Annotated in this window: 12 protein-coding genes; 10 read left to right on the forward strand and 2 right to left on the reverse strand. The window is 72.6% G+C overall.

Annotation, left to right across the window (positions count from 1 at the left end):
- Positions 1 to 65 precede the first annotated feature (65 nt).
- The 10 genes from ACWD38_RS04545 (at position 66) to ACWD38_RS04590 (ending at position 10381) form a co-directional block, all read left to right on the forward strand.
- Entirely contained in the window at positions 66 to 830 is a 765-nt protein-coding gene (locus ACWD38_RS04545; protein ID WP_450123352.1) for an SDR family NAD(P)-dependent oxidoreductase, read from the forward strand.
- Between the two features lie 132 nt (positions 831 to 962).
- The gene (locus ACWD38_RS04550) at positions 963 to 2300 is read left to right on the forward strand and encodes a GntP family permease (RefSeq protein ID WP_450123353.1); all 1338 of its coding nucleotides are present in this window, start codon (positions 963 to 965) and stop codon (positions 2298 to 2300) included.
- Between the two features lie 154 nt (positions 2301 to 2454).
- Entirely contained in the window at positions 2455 to 4143 is a 1689-nt protein-coding gene (locus tag ACWD38_RS04555) for a dihydroxyacetone kinase family protein (protein WP_184477696.1), read from the forward strand.
- Between the two features lie 318 nt (positions 4144 to 4461).
- The gene (locus ACWD38_RS04560; RefSeq protein ID WP_184477697.1) at positions 4462 to 5961 is read left to right on the forward strand and encodes a CoA-acylating methylmalonate-semialdehyde dehydrogenase; all 1500 of its coding nucleotides are present in this window, start codon (positions 4462 to 4464) and stop codon (positions 5959 to 5961) included.
- Between the two features lie 72 nt (positions 5962 to 6033).
- Complete coding sequence (locus ACWD38_RS04565; protein WP_343071234.1) at positions 6034 to 7218, forward strand: acyl-CoA dehydrogenase family protein; 1185 nt, start codon at positions 6034 to 6036, stop codon at positions 7216 to 7218.
- The gene (locus ACWD38_RS04570) at positions 7215 to 8261 is read left to right on the forward strand and encodes an enoyl-CoA hydratase/isomerase family protein (RefSeq protein WP_450123354.1); all 1047 of its coding nucleotides are present in this window, start codon (positions 7215 to 7217) and stop codon (positions 8259 to 8261) included. The genes ACWD38_RS04565 and ACWD38_RS04570 overlap by 4 nt, the downstream gene beginning before the upstream one ends.
- A 160-nt stretch (positions 8262 to 8421) precedes the next feature.
- Positions 8422 to 9345, forward strand: a complete 924-nt coding sequence (gene mmsB, locus ACWD38_RS04575) for a 3-hydroxyisobutyrate dehydrogenase (protein WP_450123355.1) — start codon at positions 8422 to 8424, stop codon at positions 9343 to 9345.
- A 91-nt stretch (positions 9346 to 9436) separates the two neighbouring features.
- The gene (locus ACWD38_RS04580) at positions 9437 to 9655 is read left to right on the forward strand and encodes a hypothetical protein (RefSeq protein WP_221316169.1); all 219 of its coding nucleotides are present in this window, start codon (positions 9437 to 9439) and stop codon (positions 9653 to 9655) included.
- Positions 9652 to 9885, forward strand: a complete 234-nt coding sequence (locus tag ACWD38_RS04585; RefSeq protein ID WP_246456683.1) for a hypothetical protein — start codon at positions 9652 to 9654, stop codon at positions 9883 to 9885. Before ACWD38_RS04580 ends, ACWD38_RS04585 begins: the two co-directional genes overlap by 4 nt.
- A 133-nt stretch (positions 9886 to 10018) precedes the next feature.
- A complete protein-coding gene (locus ACWD38_RS04590) occupies positions 10019 to 10381 on the forward strand; it encodes a barstar family protein (protein WP_343071235.1) in 363 nt (120 codons plus the stop codon).
- A 16-nt stretch (positions 10382 to 10397) separates the two neighbouring features.
- Here the strand turns inward: ACWD38_RS04590 and ACWD38_RS04595 are convergent, their stop codons facing one another.
- Positions 10398 to 11177 (reverse strand): enoyl-CoA hydratase-related protein, encoded by a 780-nt coding sequence (locus tag ACWD38_RS04595; protein WP_450123356.1) that lies wholly within the window; start codon positions 11175 to 11177, stop codon positions 10398 to 10400.
- A gap of 244 nt (positions 11178 to 11421) precedes the next feature.
- On the reverse strand, positions 11422 to 13878 hold the full coding sequence (locus ACWD38_RS04600; protein ID WP_450123357.1) for an ADP-ribosylglycohydrolase family protein: 2457 nt from the start codon (positions 13876 to 13878) through the stop codon (positions 11422 to 11424).
- Between the last annotated feature and the right edge of the window lie 385 nt (positions 13879 to 14263).

The raw sequence follows: 14263 nt of genomic DNA on the forward strand, positions 1-14263 counted from the left end.
GATTCCGGCGTCAGCGCACGAGCCTGGCGACCGACCGCAGATCCGACCCGTTTTGGAGGACCCGCATGTCCGAATCCGCTCGCACCGCCCTGATCACCGGCGCAGGCTCGGAACGCGGCATCGGCCGGGAGACGGCCCGCGAGCTCGCCGCCGCGGGCTTCGACATCGCCGTGCTCGACCTCGACGGCGAAGCCGCCCAGCGCACCGCCGACCTGGTCGCCGAGGAGCACGGGGTCCGCGCGCTGGGCGTGCGGGCCGACGTCACCGATCAGGCGTCGGTCGACGTGGCTGTCAGCGCGGTCGAAGCCTCGGAGCTCCCGGCGGTCGCCGCCCTGGTCAACAACGCGGGCATCACCCGCCCCACCCGCTTCCTGGACATCGAACCCGCGGAGTGGGACCTGGTGTTCAAGGTCAACGTCACCGGCACCTACCTGGTGACCCAGCGCGTGCTGCCCGGCCTGGTGGAGCGCGGGTACGGCCGCATCGTCAACGTCTCCTCGGTCAGCGCGCAGCGCGGTGGCGGCGTGTTCGGCGGCTCGCACTACTCCGCGGCGAAGGCCGCCGTGCTCGGCCTCACCAAGGCGCTGGCGCGGGAGGTCGGCCCGAACGGGGTCGTGGTCAACGCGGTCACGCCGGGCCTCATCGACACCGACATCACCGGCGGTCTGCTGACCGGTGAGCGCAAGGAGGAGCTGATCGCCGGCGTGCCGGTCGGGCGCAACGGCCGCACCACCGACGTCGCCGCCACCATCGCTTTCCTCTCGGGTGACGCCGTCGGCTACATCACCGGCGCCACGTTCGACATCAACGGCGGCTCGCACATCAACTGATCACGCGGCCTGCCGCGTCGTTTCCAGGTGCCTCGCGACGTGCGACGACGTGCTCCTGGAAGCTCGACCGGCCGGGGACCGCCCACCCGCCGCACCGCCTCAACGACGAGGATCACGGAAAGAACGAGTGGTATGCCCAACTCCCTCATCCTGCTGCACACGGCCATCACCGTGGTCGGCATCGTCACGCTGATCGTGGCGGCACGGCTCAACCCGGTCATCGTGCTGGTGCTGGGTTCGCTCTACCTGGGGCTGGCCACCGGCCTCGGTTTCGAGGAGACCGCGAAGGCCGTCACGGACGGCTTCGGCGGCTTGATGGCCGAGGTCGGCCTCATCATCGGGTTCGGCGTGCTGCTGGGCGCGCTGCTGTCGGCGACCGGGACGTTGCAGCGCATCGTCGAGCTGTTCCTGAAGGCCTTCGGCAAGTCCCGGTCGCCGTACGCGCTCGGGCTGTCCTCCGGCGTGGTGTTCCCGGCGATCTACTTCGACGTGGCGCTGGTGATGCTGGCACCCATCGCCCGGTCGGTCGCGGCGCGCACCGGGGCGAGCGTCGCCGCCGTCGGCGGGGCGCTGGCCATCGGCCTGGAGGTGGGCCTGCTGATGGTGCTGCCGGGCGCGGCGGCGCTGGCGATCAGCGGTTCGCTGGGCGTCGGGCCGGGCATGATGCTGCTGTGCGGCATCGGGATCGGGGTGCTCTCGATCGTCATCTCGGTGTTCCTGCACGGCAGGCTGATGCGCCGCACGTGGAATCCGGCGAAGGACGAGGTCGCCGCCGACGGCGGCCCCCAGGGCGTGGAGGCCGCTGCGGAGGAGTCGCCGCGCCGAACCCTGCCGCTGATCGTGCTGGTCCTGCCGGTGCTGGTGCCGCTGGCCCTGATCGTGCTGGGCACGGTGACGGAGACGGCGGGCGTGCAGATCGGCTGGGTCTCGTTCCTGGCCGATCCGGTGGTGGCGCTGCTGTTCGGCCTGCTCATCGGCTGCGCGCTCACGGCGTGGACGTTGTCGCGCGACGCGGTGGAACGGGCGCTGACCAGGGGTGCTTCGACGAGCGGCACGATCCTGCTGTTCACCGGTGTCGCGGGCTCGCTCGGCGAGGTGATCAGCCGGACCGGGGTGGGCGACATCGTCTCCGGCTTGTTCCACGCGGGCAGCGCGTCGCCGCTGCTGCTGGCGTGGGCGGTCGCGGCGCTGCTGCGGCTGGCGCAGGGGTCGGGGTCGGTCGCGGCGATCACCGGCGCGACGCTGCTCGCCCCGGTGGTCGGCGAACTCGGCACTCCCGCGGTGCTGGTGGCGCTGGCCGCCGCCGCGGGCGCGAGCTTCGGCGGGCACGTCAGCGACAACACCTTCTGGATGTTCCGCACGATGCTCGGGTTGTCCACTCGGGGCGCCTTCCAGGTCTACACCGTCGCCCAGTCGATCATGTCCGTGGTCGCGCTGGCGCTGGTGCTGGCCGCGGACCTGGTGCTGTGAGCCGCTGACGCCCCGCGCGTTCACCCGGCGGGAGAGGCCGGGACGGACGCACCCTGGTGGTCGGCGTGCTGCCGGACCGGGGGCGCGCTTCGAGAATCGGGCGGCGCCGTCGCGCGGGCCGCCTGGCGCGAAGCCGTGGTGGGGCGGGGAAACGATGACGCGCTTGTTCAACGATCCGGCCTCGTTCGCCGAGGACGCGCTGGCCGGTTTCTGCGACCTGCACGCCGCGCGGGTGCGCAGGGTCGAGGGCGGAGTGGTGCGAGCGGTCCCGTCGGCGCAGGGCAACGTGGCGGTGGTCGCCGGAGGGGGCTCCGGGCACTACCCGGCGTTCCACGGGCTCGTCGGAGCGGGATTGGCCGAGGGCGCGGTGGTGGGTGACGTGTTCACCTCGCCGTCGTCGCGGGAGGTGTTGTCGGTGGCGCGGGCCGCGCACCGCGGTGGTGGCGTGCTGTTCGCCTTCGGCAACCGCGCGGGCACCGTCGAGAACTTCGAGGCCGCGCGGGCGCGGTTGTTCCGGGACGGCATCGACTGCCGCGCGGTGGCGGTCACCGACGACATCGCTTCGGCGCAGGCTCCGTCGCGGCGCAGCGGGGCCGCCGGGAACTTCGTGGTGCTCAAGATGGCGGCGGCAGCGGCGGACCAGGGCCTGGTGCTCGACGAGGTGCAGCGGGTCGCGGTCACCGCCAACGAGCGCACCCGGACCCTCGGCGTCGCGGTGGACGGGTGCACCTTGCCGGGGCGGGACGGTCCGCTGTTCACGGAACCGGTCGGCAAGGTCGGGCTGGGGCCGGGTGCGCGGGGCGAGCCGGCGGCGTCCGGCGTGGGCTTCTCCACGGCGGCGGAACTCGCCGACGTCGTCGTCGACGGGGTGCTGGCGGAGTCCCCGGCCGGCGCGGGCGGCCGGGTCGGCGTGGTGCTCAACGGGTTGGGACGCACCGAGCACGAGGAGCTGTTCGTGCTGTGGTCCCGGATCGCGGCGCGGTTGCGCGGCGCCGGGCTGGAGGCCGTGGAACCGGAGTCCGGCGAGCTCGTGACCAGTCTCGACACGGCGGGCGTGTCGCTGACCCTGGTGTGGCTGGACGAGGAGCTGGAGCGGTTCTGGCGCGCCTCGGCCGACGCTCCCGCGTACCGCAAGCGCGCTCGGCCGCGGACCGCGACGGTGCGGGCCGTCGCGGATAGTGCTCCCGCGAGCCTGCGGGCGTACCCCGAATCGCTCCTGGAGTCCCGCCGGGCCGCGACGGCGGCGGCCTCGGTGCTGGGCGAGATCCACCGGGTGATCGAGGCGCACGCCGCGGAGATCGACCGGCTCGACGCGGTCGCCGCCGACGGTGATCACGGCCGCAGCATGGCGCGGGGGACCGGCGCCGCGCACGCGGCCGCGATGACCGCGGTGCGGGCGGGCGCGGGGGTCCGCTCGACGTTGGCGGGGGCCGGCGATGCCTGGGCAGCGCGGGCGGGCGGGACCTCGGGCGTGCTGTGGGGCACCGGCCTGCGCGCCTTCGCCGGTGAGCTCTCCGACGGGGAGGCGCCGTCGGCCGCCGAGCTGGCCGCCGGGGTGGCGGCGTTCGCGGAGTCGATCGTGCGAACGGGCGGGGCCCAGCAGGGGGACAAGACGATGGTGGACGCGATCGCGCCGTTCGCGGCGGAGTTCGCCGGTTCCGGTTCGTGGGCGCGCGCGGCCGAGGCGGCCCGTGCGGCGGCAGGGGAGACGGCGTCGTTGCAGCCGAAGGTCGGCCGGGCCCGGCCGATGGCGCAGCGCAGCCTCGGCACCTCCGATCCCGGTGCGATGTCGTTCGCCCTGATCGCCGAGACGATCGCGGCGGCGGCCGGGACCGCAGGCTGAGCCGGGGCAATCCGGTTCGCGAGCGGTGCCGGTGGTCCGCTCGGCGCGTGCAGCGGCACCGCTTCGACGTCCGTGGACTCCGGCCCTCCTCGCAGCTCAACGGCGGCGCGCACCTCCTCCCGGGAATCGGCCGAACGAGGGCTTCACCCGTTCGAATGCTGTGACGTGCGGCACCTGTAGCAGCCGGACCGACTAGAGTGATGATTGGGTGACCGAAGGTTGGAAGCCCGACTAAATTGCGAACCGGGGAAGGCTCGATCCGGTGAGCGCGGGCCCGTCCGGGATCAACGGTGAGATCGGCGAAAGGTGCGGTGCGGTATGTCCCAGGAGTTGGAGCACTTCATCGGCGGCAAGCGTGTCGCCGGAACCTCCGGGAACTTCGGTGACGTCTTCGACCCGAACACCGGGCGGGTGCAGGCCAAGGTGCCGCTGGCGTCGACCCAGGAGGTCTCCGCCGCGATCGCCAACGCCGCGGAGGCGCAGCCCGCGTGGGCGGCGCAGAACCCGCAGAAGCGCGCCCGGATCATGATGCGCTTCCTGCAGCTGGTCAACGAGGAGATGGACTCGCTGGCCCGGCTGCTGTCCGCCGAGCACGGCAAGACCGTCCCCGACGCCAAGGGCGACATCCAGCGCGGCCTGGAGGTCGCCGAGTTCGCCGTCGGCATCCCGCACCTGCTCAAGGGCGAGTACAGCGAGAACGCGGGCACCGGCATCGACGTGTACTCGATGCGCCAGCCGCTGGGTGTGGTCGCGGGCATCACGCCGTTCAACTTCCCCGCGATGATCCCGCTGTGGAAAGCGGCGCCGGCCATCGCCGCGGGCAACACGTTCGTGCTCAAGCCCTCCGAGCGCGATCCCTCGGTGCCGCTGCGGCTCGCGGAGCTGTTCATCGAGGCCGGGTTGCCGCCGGGCGTGCTCAACGTGGTCAACGGCGACAAGGTCGCGGTCGACGCGGTGCTCACCGACCCGCGCATCGAGGCGGTCGGCTTCGTCGGCTCCTCCTCGATCGCCGAGTACATCTACAGCACCGCCGCCGCGCACGGGAAGCGCGCGCAGTGCTTCGGCGGCGCCAAGAACCACATGATCGTGATGCCGGACGCCGACCTCGACCAGGTGGTGGACGCGCTGGTCGGCGCGGGCTACGGCTCGGCGGGCGAGCGCTGCATGGCGATCTCGGTGGCGGTTCCGGTGGGGCAGCCCACCGCGGACGCGCTGGTGGACAAGCTCACCGAGCGGGTCCGCAAGCTCAAGATCGGCACCAGCTTCGACGAGACCGCGGACTTCGGCCCGCTGGTGACGAAGCAGGCGCTGCAGCGGGTCGACGAGCTCGTCGCCGCCGGGGTCGAGGAGGGCGCCGAGCTGGTCGTCGACGGCCGCGGGTTCTCGTTGGAGGGCCACGAGGACGGGTTCTTCGCGGGCGCCTCGCTGTTCGACCACGTCACGACGGACATGCGGATCTACCGCGAGGAGATCTTCGGGCCGGTGCTGTCGATCGTGCGCGCCGCCGACTACGAGGAAGCGCTCCGGTTGCCCAGCGAGAACGAGTACGGCAACGGCGTCGCGATCTTCACCAGGGACGGCGACGCCGCGCGCGAGTTCACCAGCCGCGTGAACGCGGGCATGGTCGGCGTGAACGTCCCGATCCCGGTGCCGATCGCGTACCACACCTTCGGCGGCTGGAAGCGCTCCGGGTTCGGCGACCTCAACCAGCACGGGCCGGACTCGATCAAGTTCTACACCAAGACGAAGACGGTGACCTCGCGCTGGCCCTCCGGGCTCAAGGAAGGCGCCAGCTTCACCATCCCGACCATGAACTGACTCGGCAGCGGGCAGGGCCGGCCGCACCACGTCGGCTGGTCCTGCCCGGGAAACTCGAAGGTAGGAGTGAACGTGTCGGTAGCAGCGGTTTCCGGACCTTCCGGCGCGGTGTCGCCGTTCGCGCTGACCGAGGACCAGCGGGCGATCCAGCAGCTCGCCCGCGAGTTCGCGGTCGAGCAGCTCGCGCCGCACGCGGTGCAGTGGGACCAGGACAAGCATTTCCCGGTCGACGTGCTGCGGGCCGCCGGTGAGCTGGGCATCGGGGGCATCTACGTCGACGAGGCCTACGGCGGCACCGGGCTGAGCCGGTTCGAGTCGGTGCTCATCTTCGAGGCGCTGGCCTCCGGTGATCCCTCGGTGGCGGCGTACCTGTCGATCCACAACATGGTCGCGGGCATGATCGACCGCTTCGGCGACGCCGAGCAGCGGGCGCGCTGGCTGCCGTCGCTGTGCGCGCTGGAGACCCGCGCGAGCTACTGCCTCACCGAACCAGAAGCCGGGTCCGATGCGGCGGCGCTGCAGACCCGAGCGGTGCGCGACGGCGACGACTACGTGCTGACCGGGGTGAAGCAGTTCATCTCCGGCGGCGGCAGCTCCGACGTGTACGTGGTGATGGCGCGGACCGGGGAGAGCGGCTCGAAGGGCATCTCCACGTTCATCGTCGAAAGCGGCTCCGAGGGGCTCTCGTTCGGGCCGAACGAGAAGAAGATGGGCTGGAACGCCCAGCCCACCCGCCAGGTGATCCTCGACGGCGTGCGGGTTCCGGAGAGCAGGCGCCTCGGCCCCGAGGGGATCGGGTTCAAGATCGCCATGGCCGGGCTGGACGGCGGCAGGCTCAGCATCGCGTCCTGCTCGCTGGGCGGTGCGCGGGCCGCACTGGACCAGAGCCTCGGCTACGTGCGGGAGCGCAGCGCCTTCGGCTCGAAGCTCAGCGAGTTCCAGGTGCTGCAGTTCAAGCTCGCCGACATGGCCACCGAGCTGGAGGCCGCGCGGATGCTGCTGTGGCGCGCCGCGTGGGCGCTGGACTCCCGCGACGGGGACGCGACGAGGCTGTGCGCGATGGCCAAGCGGCTGGCCACCGACGTGGGCTTCACCGTGGCGAACGAGGCGCTTCAGATCCACGGTGGATACGGATACCTTGCCGAGTACGGCCTGGAGAAGATCGTGCGCGACCTGCGCGTGCACCAGATCCTCGAGGGCACGAACGAGATCATGCGACTGATCATTTCCCGTGGACTGCTGGAGTCGGCATCATGACAACACCCGCCCCGGAGCAGGTTCTGCTCAGCGTCGAGGGCGCGCTCGGACGCATCACGCTCAACCGCCCCAAAGCGATCAACTCGCTGACCCTGGAGATGGTCCGGGAGATCACCGCCGCGCTGCGGCGGTGGAGCTCCGACGACCAGGTCCAGGTGGTGCTCATCGAGGGCGCGGGCGAACGCGGCCTGTGCGCGGGCGGCGACATCCGGGCGCTCTACGACGCGGCGAAGGCGCAGGACGACTCGCTGCCGAAGGCGTTCTGGAGCGAGGAGTACCGGCTCAACACGATGCTGGCGCACTACCCGAAGCCGGTCGTGGGGCTGATGGACGGCGTCTGCATGGGCGGCGGGGTCGGCATCTCCGCGCACGGTTCGCACCGGGTCGTGACGGAACGGACGAAGATCGGCATGCCCGAGGTCGGCATCGGCTTCGTGCCCGACGTCGGCGGTACGTTCCTGCTCTCGCAGGCCCCCGGCGAGCTCGGCACGCACCTGGCGCTGACCGGCGCGCCCGTCGGCGGCGCGGACGCGGTGGCGCTGGGGCTGGCCGACCACTACCTGCCCAGCGAGCGCATCGACGACCTCGTCAAGGCTTTGACCACCGGTGACGCGGACGCGGCGCTGGCCAGGTTCGCCGAGCCCGCGCCGGAGTCCCCGGTGGCGGCGCAGCGGGAGTGGATCGACGCCGCCTACGCCGGGGACGACGTGGCGCAGATCCTCGAGAGGCTGCGCGCCCGGCCGGAGGAGGCGGCCGGCCAGGCCGCGGACGCGATCGAGACGAAGTCCCCGACCTCGCTGAAGCTGACGCTGCGCGCCTTGCGCAGCCGTCCCGGCACGCTGGAGGTCGCGCTCGACCAGGAGTTCCGGATCGCGCTGCGCTGCCTCACCGCGGGCGACTTCGTGGAGGGCGTGCGCGCCACCCTCGTGGACAAGGACCGCGACCCGAAGTGGTCGCCGAACCGGCTCGACGACGTGGGCGAAGACCAGGTGCAGCGGTTCTTCGCCCCGCTCGGCGCGGACGAACTGGGCCTGTCGGGCTGACCGCCTGCCGTTGACCTCGCCTGCCGGGTGAGCTGCGTTGCGGACGTCGAGCGCGAGGTTCCGCTGCCCGCCCCGCGCAGGCCGAGGTCGAAGGCAGGTCCTGAGCACCCGGGCCGCGCGCCCGGAACGAACCACCGCACCCGCAGAAGGGAACATGACAATGGCTGTCATCGGTTTCATCGGGCTGGGCCACATGGGCGGCCCGATGTCGGCGAACCTGGTCAGGGCCGGGCACACCGTGCGCGGGTTCGACCTGGTGCCCGCGGCGCTGGACGCGGCGCGCGCGAACGGGGTGACCGTGGCCGACTCGGCCGCCGAGGCCGTCGCCGGTGCCGAAGCGGTGATCACGATGCTGCCCAGCGGCAAGCACCTGCTGGACTGCTACGAGCAGGTGCTGCCCGCGGCGGAACCGGGCGCGCTGCTCGTCGACTCCTCGACGGTCGACGTCGCCGACGCCAGGGCCGCGCACGAGCTGGCCGGGGCGGAGGGCTTCGGCTCGCTGGACGCGCCGGTCTCCGGCGGCACGGCGGGCGCCGAGGCGGGCACCCTCACGTTCATGGTCGGCGGTGCCGAGGAGCACTTCCAGCGCGCGGAGTCGCTGCTGGAACCGATGGCCCGCAAGGTGATCCACTGCGGTGGTCCGGGCAACGGCCAGGTCACCAAGATGTGCAACAACCTCATCCTCGGGGCTTCGATGGTCGCCGTCGGCGAGGCCTTCGTGCTGGGCGAGCGGCTCGGCTTGAGCAACCAGGCGCTCTACGACGTGGCGTCGATCTCCACCGGCCAGTGCTGGGCGCTGACCACGAACTGCCCGGTGCCGGACCTGGTGGAGACCAGCCGCGCCAACCACGACTACGAGCCGGGCTTCTCGGCCGCCCTGATGCTCAAGGACCTGAAGCTGGCGGAGTCGGCGGCGCGGCAGAGCGGCACCGACGCGTCGATCGGGCGGCTGGCCACGGAGCTGTACCAGCGGTTCAACGAGGAAGGCGGCGGCGGGTACGACTTCGGCGCCATCATCCGCTCCATCCGGGAGCACTCGGAGCGCTCCGCGGAAGCGTCCCCCGAGGTCACCGGCAGCCCGTGACCGCCGTCGCCGCGCGGCACGGCCCCGGTGCCGTCCCGCGGCCGGGGCGGGATGAGGCCCGGAAGGTCCCGGCGTACGCTGGCGCCTCGTGATGGACTGGCTGTTCGAGTGGTGGGACGGCGTCGAGCTGTGGCTCGTTCAGCTGTGGTACCCGCTGCTGGTGACCCTGGTCCTGGTCGTGCTGCTGCCGGTGTGCTGGTACCTGGCGCGCGTCCTCGACCGGGCCATCGACGGGATCGGCGCGAAGCTGACCCGAGTGCGCGACGCCGAGCCGCCGGTGCGGACCCCGCGCGGAACGGACGTGTCGTGAGCAGGTTGAGTTCGCGCAAGCGCATCACCATCGCCCTGGTCGGCCTGATCGCGCTGGTCGTCATCGGGTGGTTCGTCCAGCAGGGCACGACGGGGCACCGTTCCGCGACGCCGGTTGACGGCGGGGGCACGCTGGTGTGGCAGGCTGTGCCCGTTCTGCCGGATTCATCGGTCTCGGCGGTGCCGTGGCGAGCGTTCGCCCTTCCGGGGCCGTCCGCGTCGCTGGCGTGACCGTGCGGGCTCCGGACCGTGGCGCATCGCCTCGGCATTGCGGTGAACAACACCTGTTCCTGGTTGTTGACGTGTGTGGTTGAGTGGGATGTTTGCGACGAAAAAGCCTCAGGTAATCCGGAAGGAGCCGGCGGTGGGCAAGCTGGAGCAGCCTGGCGTGAGCGCGAAGACGGCGGCTGAGGACGCGGAGCGGCGCGGTGCGTCCGTGCACGTGCTCGACGGCAGCGACCTGATCAACAAGCGGACCGCGCTGGACGGAATCGCGGCGGTGTTGTCGTTCCCCGAGTGGGCCGGGCGCAACCTGGACGCGCTCTACGACTGCCTGACCGACCTGTCCTGGTTGCCGGAAGGCGAGCACGTGCTCATCTGGTCCGGCGCGCAGAACCTCGCGGAGCACGACCCGAAGGCCTACGCGAAGATCAACACGGTGCTGCAGGACGCCGCCAGCAACACGATCTGCGGCCGCGGCTTCGCCACGATCCTCACCCGCGACTGAGCGTTCCCGCCCGCGATCACTCCGGGCGGCGGGGGATCCAGGCGGCCGGGCGCTTCTCGGCGAAGGCGCGGATGCCCTCCTGGCCTTCCTCGGAGGCGAAGTGGCTCGCGGAGAGCTCCAGGACGGCGTCGAAGTCCTCGCTGATGGTGGCCGCGCGCGGGCGCCGCAGCAGTTCCTTGGTGGCGGCCAGGGCGTTCGGAGCGCCACGGGTGAGCAGGTCGGCGTAGCGGGCGACCTCCGCGTCCAGCGACTCCGCGGGGACCGCCGAGTTCAGCAGGCCGATCTCGACGGCGCGGGCCGCGTCGAAGTTCTCCCCGGTCAGGAACAGCTCGTGCGCGGCGCGCGGTTGCAGCCGGGGCAGCACGGTCAGCGAGATGACCGCGGGCACCACGCCGATGCGCACCTCGGAGAAGCCGAACGTCGCGGTGTCCGCGGCCACGGCGAGGTCGCAGGCCGCGACGATGCCGACACCACCGGCCCGCGCCGGCCCCGCCAGTTTCGCGATGACCGGTTTCGGGCTGGTCCACAGCGCTTCGAGCAGTTCGGGCAGCTCCCGCACGCCTTGCTGGTCCGCGTCGGCGGAGCGGGATTCCTTGAGGTCCATCCCGGCGCAGAACACCGGTCCGGTGTGGGCGAGCACGACGACCCGCACGGAGTCCTCGGCCAGCGCCGCGGCCAGGTGATCGCGCAGTTCGCGGCGCAGCTGCGCGGACAGCGCGTTGCGGTTGTGCGGGGAGTCCAGCGTGATCGTCGCGATGCCCGCGTCGACGGTGCGGTGCACGAGTTCGTCGCCCATGCGCCGCACGTTAGCCGCACCGACGGCATCGGAGCCAGGCCCGGAACACCGGAGCCCGCGCTTTCGTGACGGGTTGGCGGCGTTCGTCCCCGCCGCTGAGCGGTGACGAGACGACCGCTCGCTGGTGCTCGGCCTTCCTCTTGTGCGGACGGCTTTTCGGCGCCCACTTGGGAAAAATCCCGCCGTGAGATGACAACCGAGGTTCCGATACCCGACTACGCGGGCCGAGCGCGAACGCAAGCCCTCACGTCGGTGGGTAGCGCGTCGTCCAGTCTTCGGTGTCCGGGGGGTGCGGGCCGAACTCCAGGCTCGCGTCGTGGGCGAGCTGTTCGATCACGTCGTGCAGTTCGAGCTCGGTGCGCCACCGGTCCGGGATCTTCGCCGCCCCCGCCTGCGCGCCGACGAGGCTGCCGCAGACGGCGCCGGTGGTGGCGGAGTTGCCGGAGTGGTTGACCGCCAGCGGCAGCGCGACGTCGATGTCGCCGTCGGCCACCAGCGCGGCGTACAGGCCGATGCCGAGCGCGTCGGCGGCGCTCCAGCCGTTGCCGATGCCGGTTTCCAGGTGGGTCGGCGTGGTCTCGGCGGACGCGGCGTAGCGCACCGCGGCGGCGACCTTGCGGGAGACCTCCTGCTGACCGCGGTGCCCGCTGAGCTCGTCCAGCGCCTCGTCGACGGCAGTGGCGAGGTCGCAGCCGGTGAGCAGCCGGGACACCAGGAACGCGAGCGTGCCCGCGCTGAGGTAGGCGACCGGATCGCCGTGGGTGAGCGCGGCCGTGTTCTGCCCGACGCGGAACACCTCCGCCGGGTCGTCGCTCCATAACGCCGCGGGGACCGCCCGCATCACCGCCGTGCTGCCCTGCGAGTCGCTGACCGGGTGGTCCGGGGTGCCCATCGGTTGTTGGCCCTTGGCGAACGCGATGAGCGTGCGCATCATGGTGCGGCCCGGGTTCCGGGTCTGGTACAGGGCGCGGTGCCCCACCAGCCAGCCGTCCGGGGCGGGGGTGTGCTTGAGGAATTCGCCCGCCGCGCGCCCCCAGCTGAGGTGCTGGGTGTGCAGCCAGCGCTGGTAGGCGTGCTGGATGTGCCGGGACGGGTCGGCGACCTCGCCGGTACGGCGGCTCACCCCGGCGCGGATGGTGCCTTCGAGCGAGAACAGCAGCAGCTGGGTGTCGCTGCCGAGGCGTCCCGCGGGATGCCCGGCGGGCACGTAGTTGCGCAGGCCCTGCGGCCCGTGCCGGTCCTGGATGTCGTCCCAGCCGCTGCCCGCGATGGGCGTGCCGAGTGCTTCACCGATGGCGCATCCCAGCACCGCTCCGAGGAAGCGGTCCCTGGAGGCGGCGAGTCTGGGCACGGCGTGCAGGCTCCTTCTCCGGTCGGGGGCGTGCGCAGGGGCGCCGACGGGGTACCGCTGGAGCCACTCGGCGGATTCGTCCGGGTAGGGACCGAATTCGGTGGTGGCGTCCTCGGCGAGCCGTTCCAGCACCGCGAGCGCGGCGGGTTTCTCGGCCCACGGTAGGGGAATCGCGGCGGGCCCGTGGGCGGCTCCGAGCAATTGGCCGCACAGCACGGCCGTGGTCCGGGTGTCGCCGCCGTGGTCGGCCGCGGCGGCGACGGCGGTGGTGAAGTCGTCGGGGCACGCGGCGGCGACGCGCAACGCCACGGCGAGCGCCTCGGTGCCGGTGCGGCCCGCGCCCATCGCGTCGAGCTGGGCGGCTCCGGGGGCGAAGCCGACCGGGCTGGTCGCGCCGAGGCGCAGCGCGCGGTCCAGCAGCGCGGGCCGGGAGTCGGCGGGTTCCCAGGACGCGACGGCCCGGGACAGGCTCTCGTGCAGCGGAATTCCGCGCAGCAGCAGGGAGATCGCGACGCCGAGCGCTCCGGCGGGACGGTGCCCGTCCGGGTGGCCGTGGGACAGGGCGGCGAGGTCCTTGGCGCCGCCGAACACAGCGGTGCCCGACCACAGCGCCGCCACGGCGCCCAGCGGTACGCCCGACGCGCCGGACGCGTGCGCGGAGGCCCTGCCCCCGGCGGCGATCCTGGTCAGCGCGGTGAGCAGCGCCGGGTCGTCGACCGAGTCGGCGCGCAGCTCGGGCCGGTCGACCAGCCAGCCGTCCGGTCCTTCGGCCGGGTCGGCGACGCAGTCCTGCCACGGGATCCCGCGGGTGTGCAGCCACCGCTGCAGTCCATTGAGGACGGAGGCGGGGACGTCGGCGGCGCCGTGCACGCGCAGCGCGGTGTGCGCGCGGATCACGCCCTCCAGTGCGAACAGCGCCGACGTGGTGCGTTCGCCGATGCGGCCCGCGACGGTGAATTCGGCGCAGGCGGCGCCCAGCAGCATCCCGGCGAACCGGCTCGCGGCGTCCGCCCGGTAGCCGGAGTCGTCGGCGAGGCCGGTCGCGGGCACCGGCGGTGCCGGATCGGTGCCGATGCGCTGGCGCAACGCCGCGAACCACGGCGGCCGGGTCAGCGGACGATCCCGCCACGACCGCCACTTCTCCAGCAGCAGCCGCTCATCGGCGTCGGCGGGCTCGGCCGACGCCAAGGGCGAGGTGCCCGGTCCGGGCGTGTCGGATTCCGCGCCCTCGGCGGAATCCGAGCGCGCGGTCGCCGAATCCGGCGTCGCCGAACGGCGCCGTTCCCGGTATGCCGCCAGCAACGCCCGTTCCGCCTCGGTGAGCCCGTCGGAGGCCCTCGCGTCCGTCACCCGTGCAACGTTACTGCCTGTCTTCGATCTTGTTCTGCGCGGCGGTGCGGGTGGTGGAAACTCGGCACCCGGCGTCGAACCCGATCCGCGACGGCGGTCGTTCAGCGCGGCCCCGGCGGCTTGCTCGCTGCGGGATCGATGCCGCGAGCGGCGCGGCCGACGGGACATCGTCGTGTTCGCGAGACACCCGCAGGGATCGAGCCGGATGCCGCCCAGTGGGGCGGCCGTTGGCGGGGCACCGGCCGAGGGCGCTGCTCAGCGGGAGCGACAGTGCCTCGGCCTGCTCGTCGCGGGACCACCTTGGCGAGCGCCTTCGCTGCGCCGTCCCCGCGAACTCGTGGCGGTGCCGAGCGCCCTGGTCGCTTACTCCCAGCGCTGGCGCGGC

It is taken from the genome of Saccharopolyspora sp. NPDC002578, from assembly GCF_053592695.1.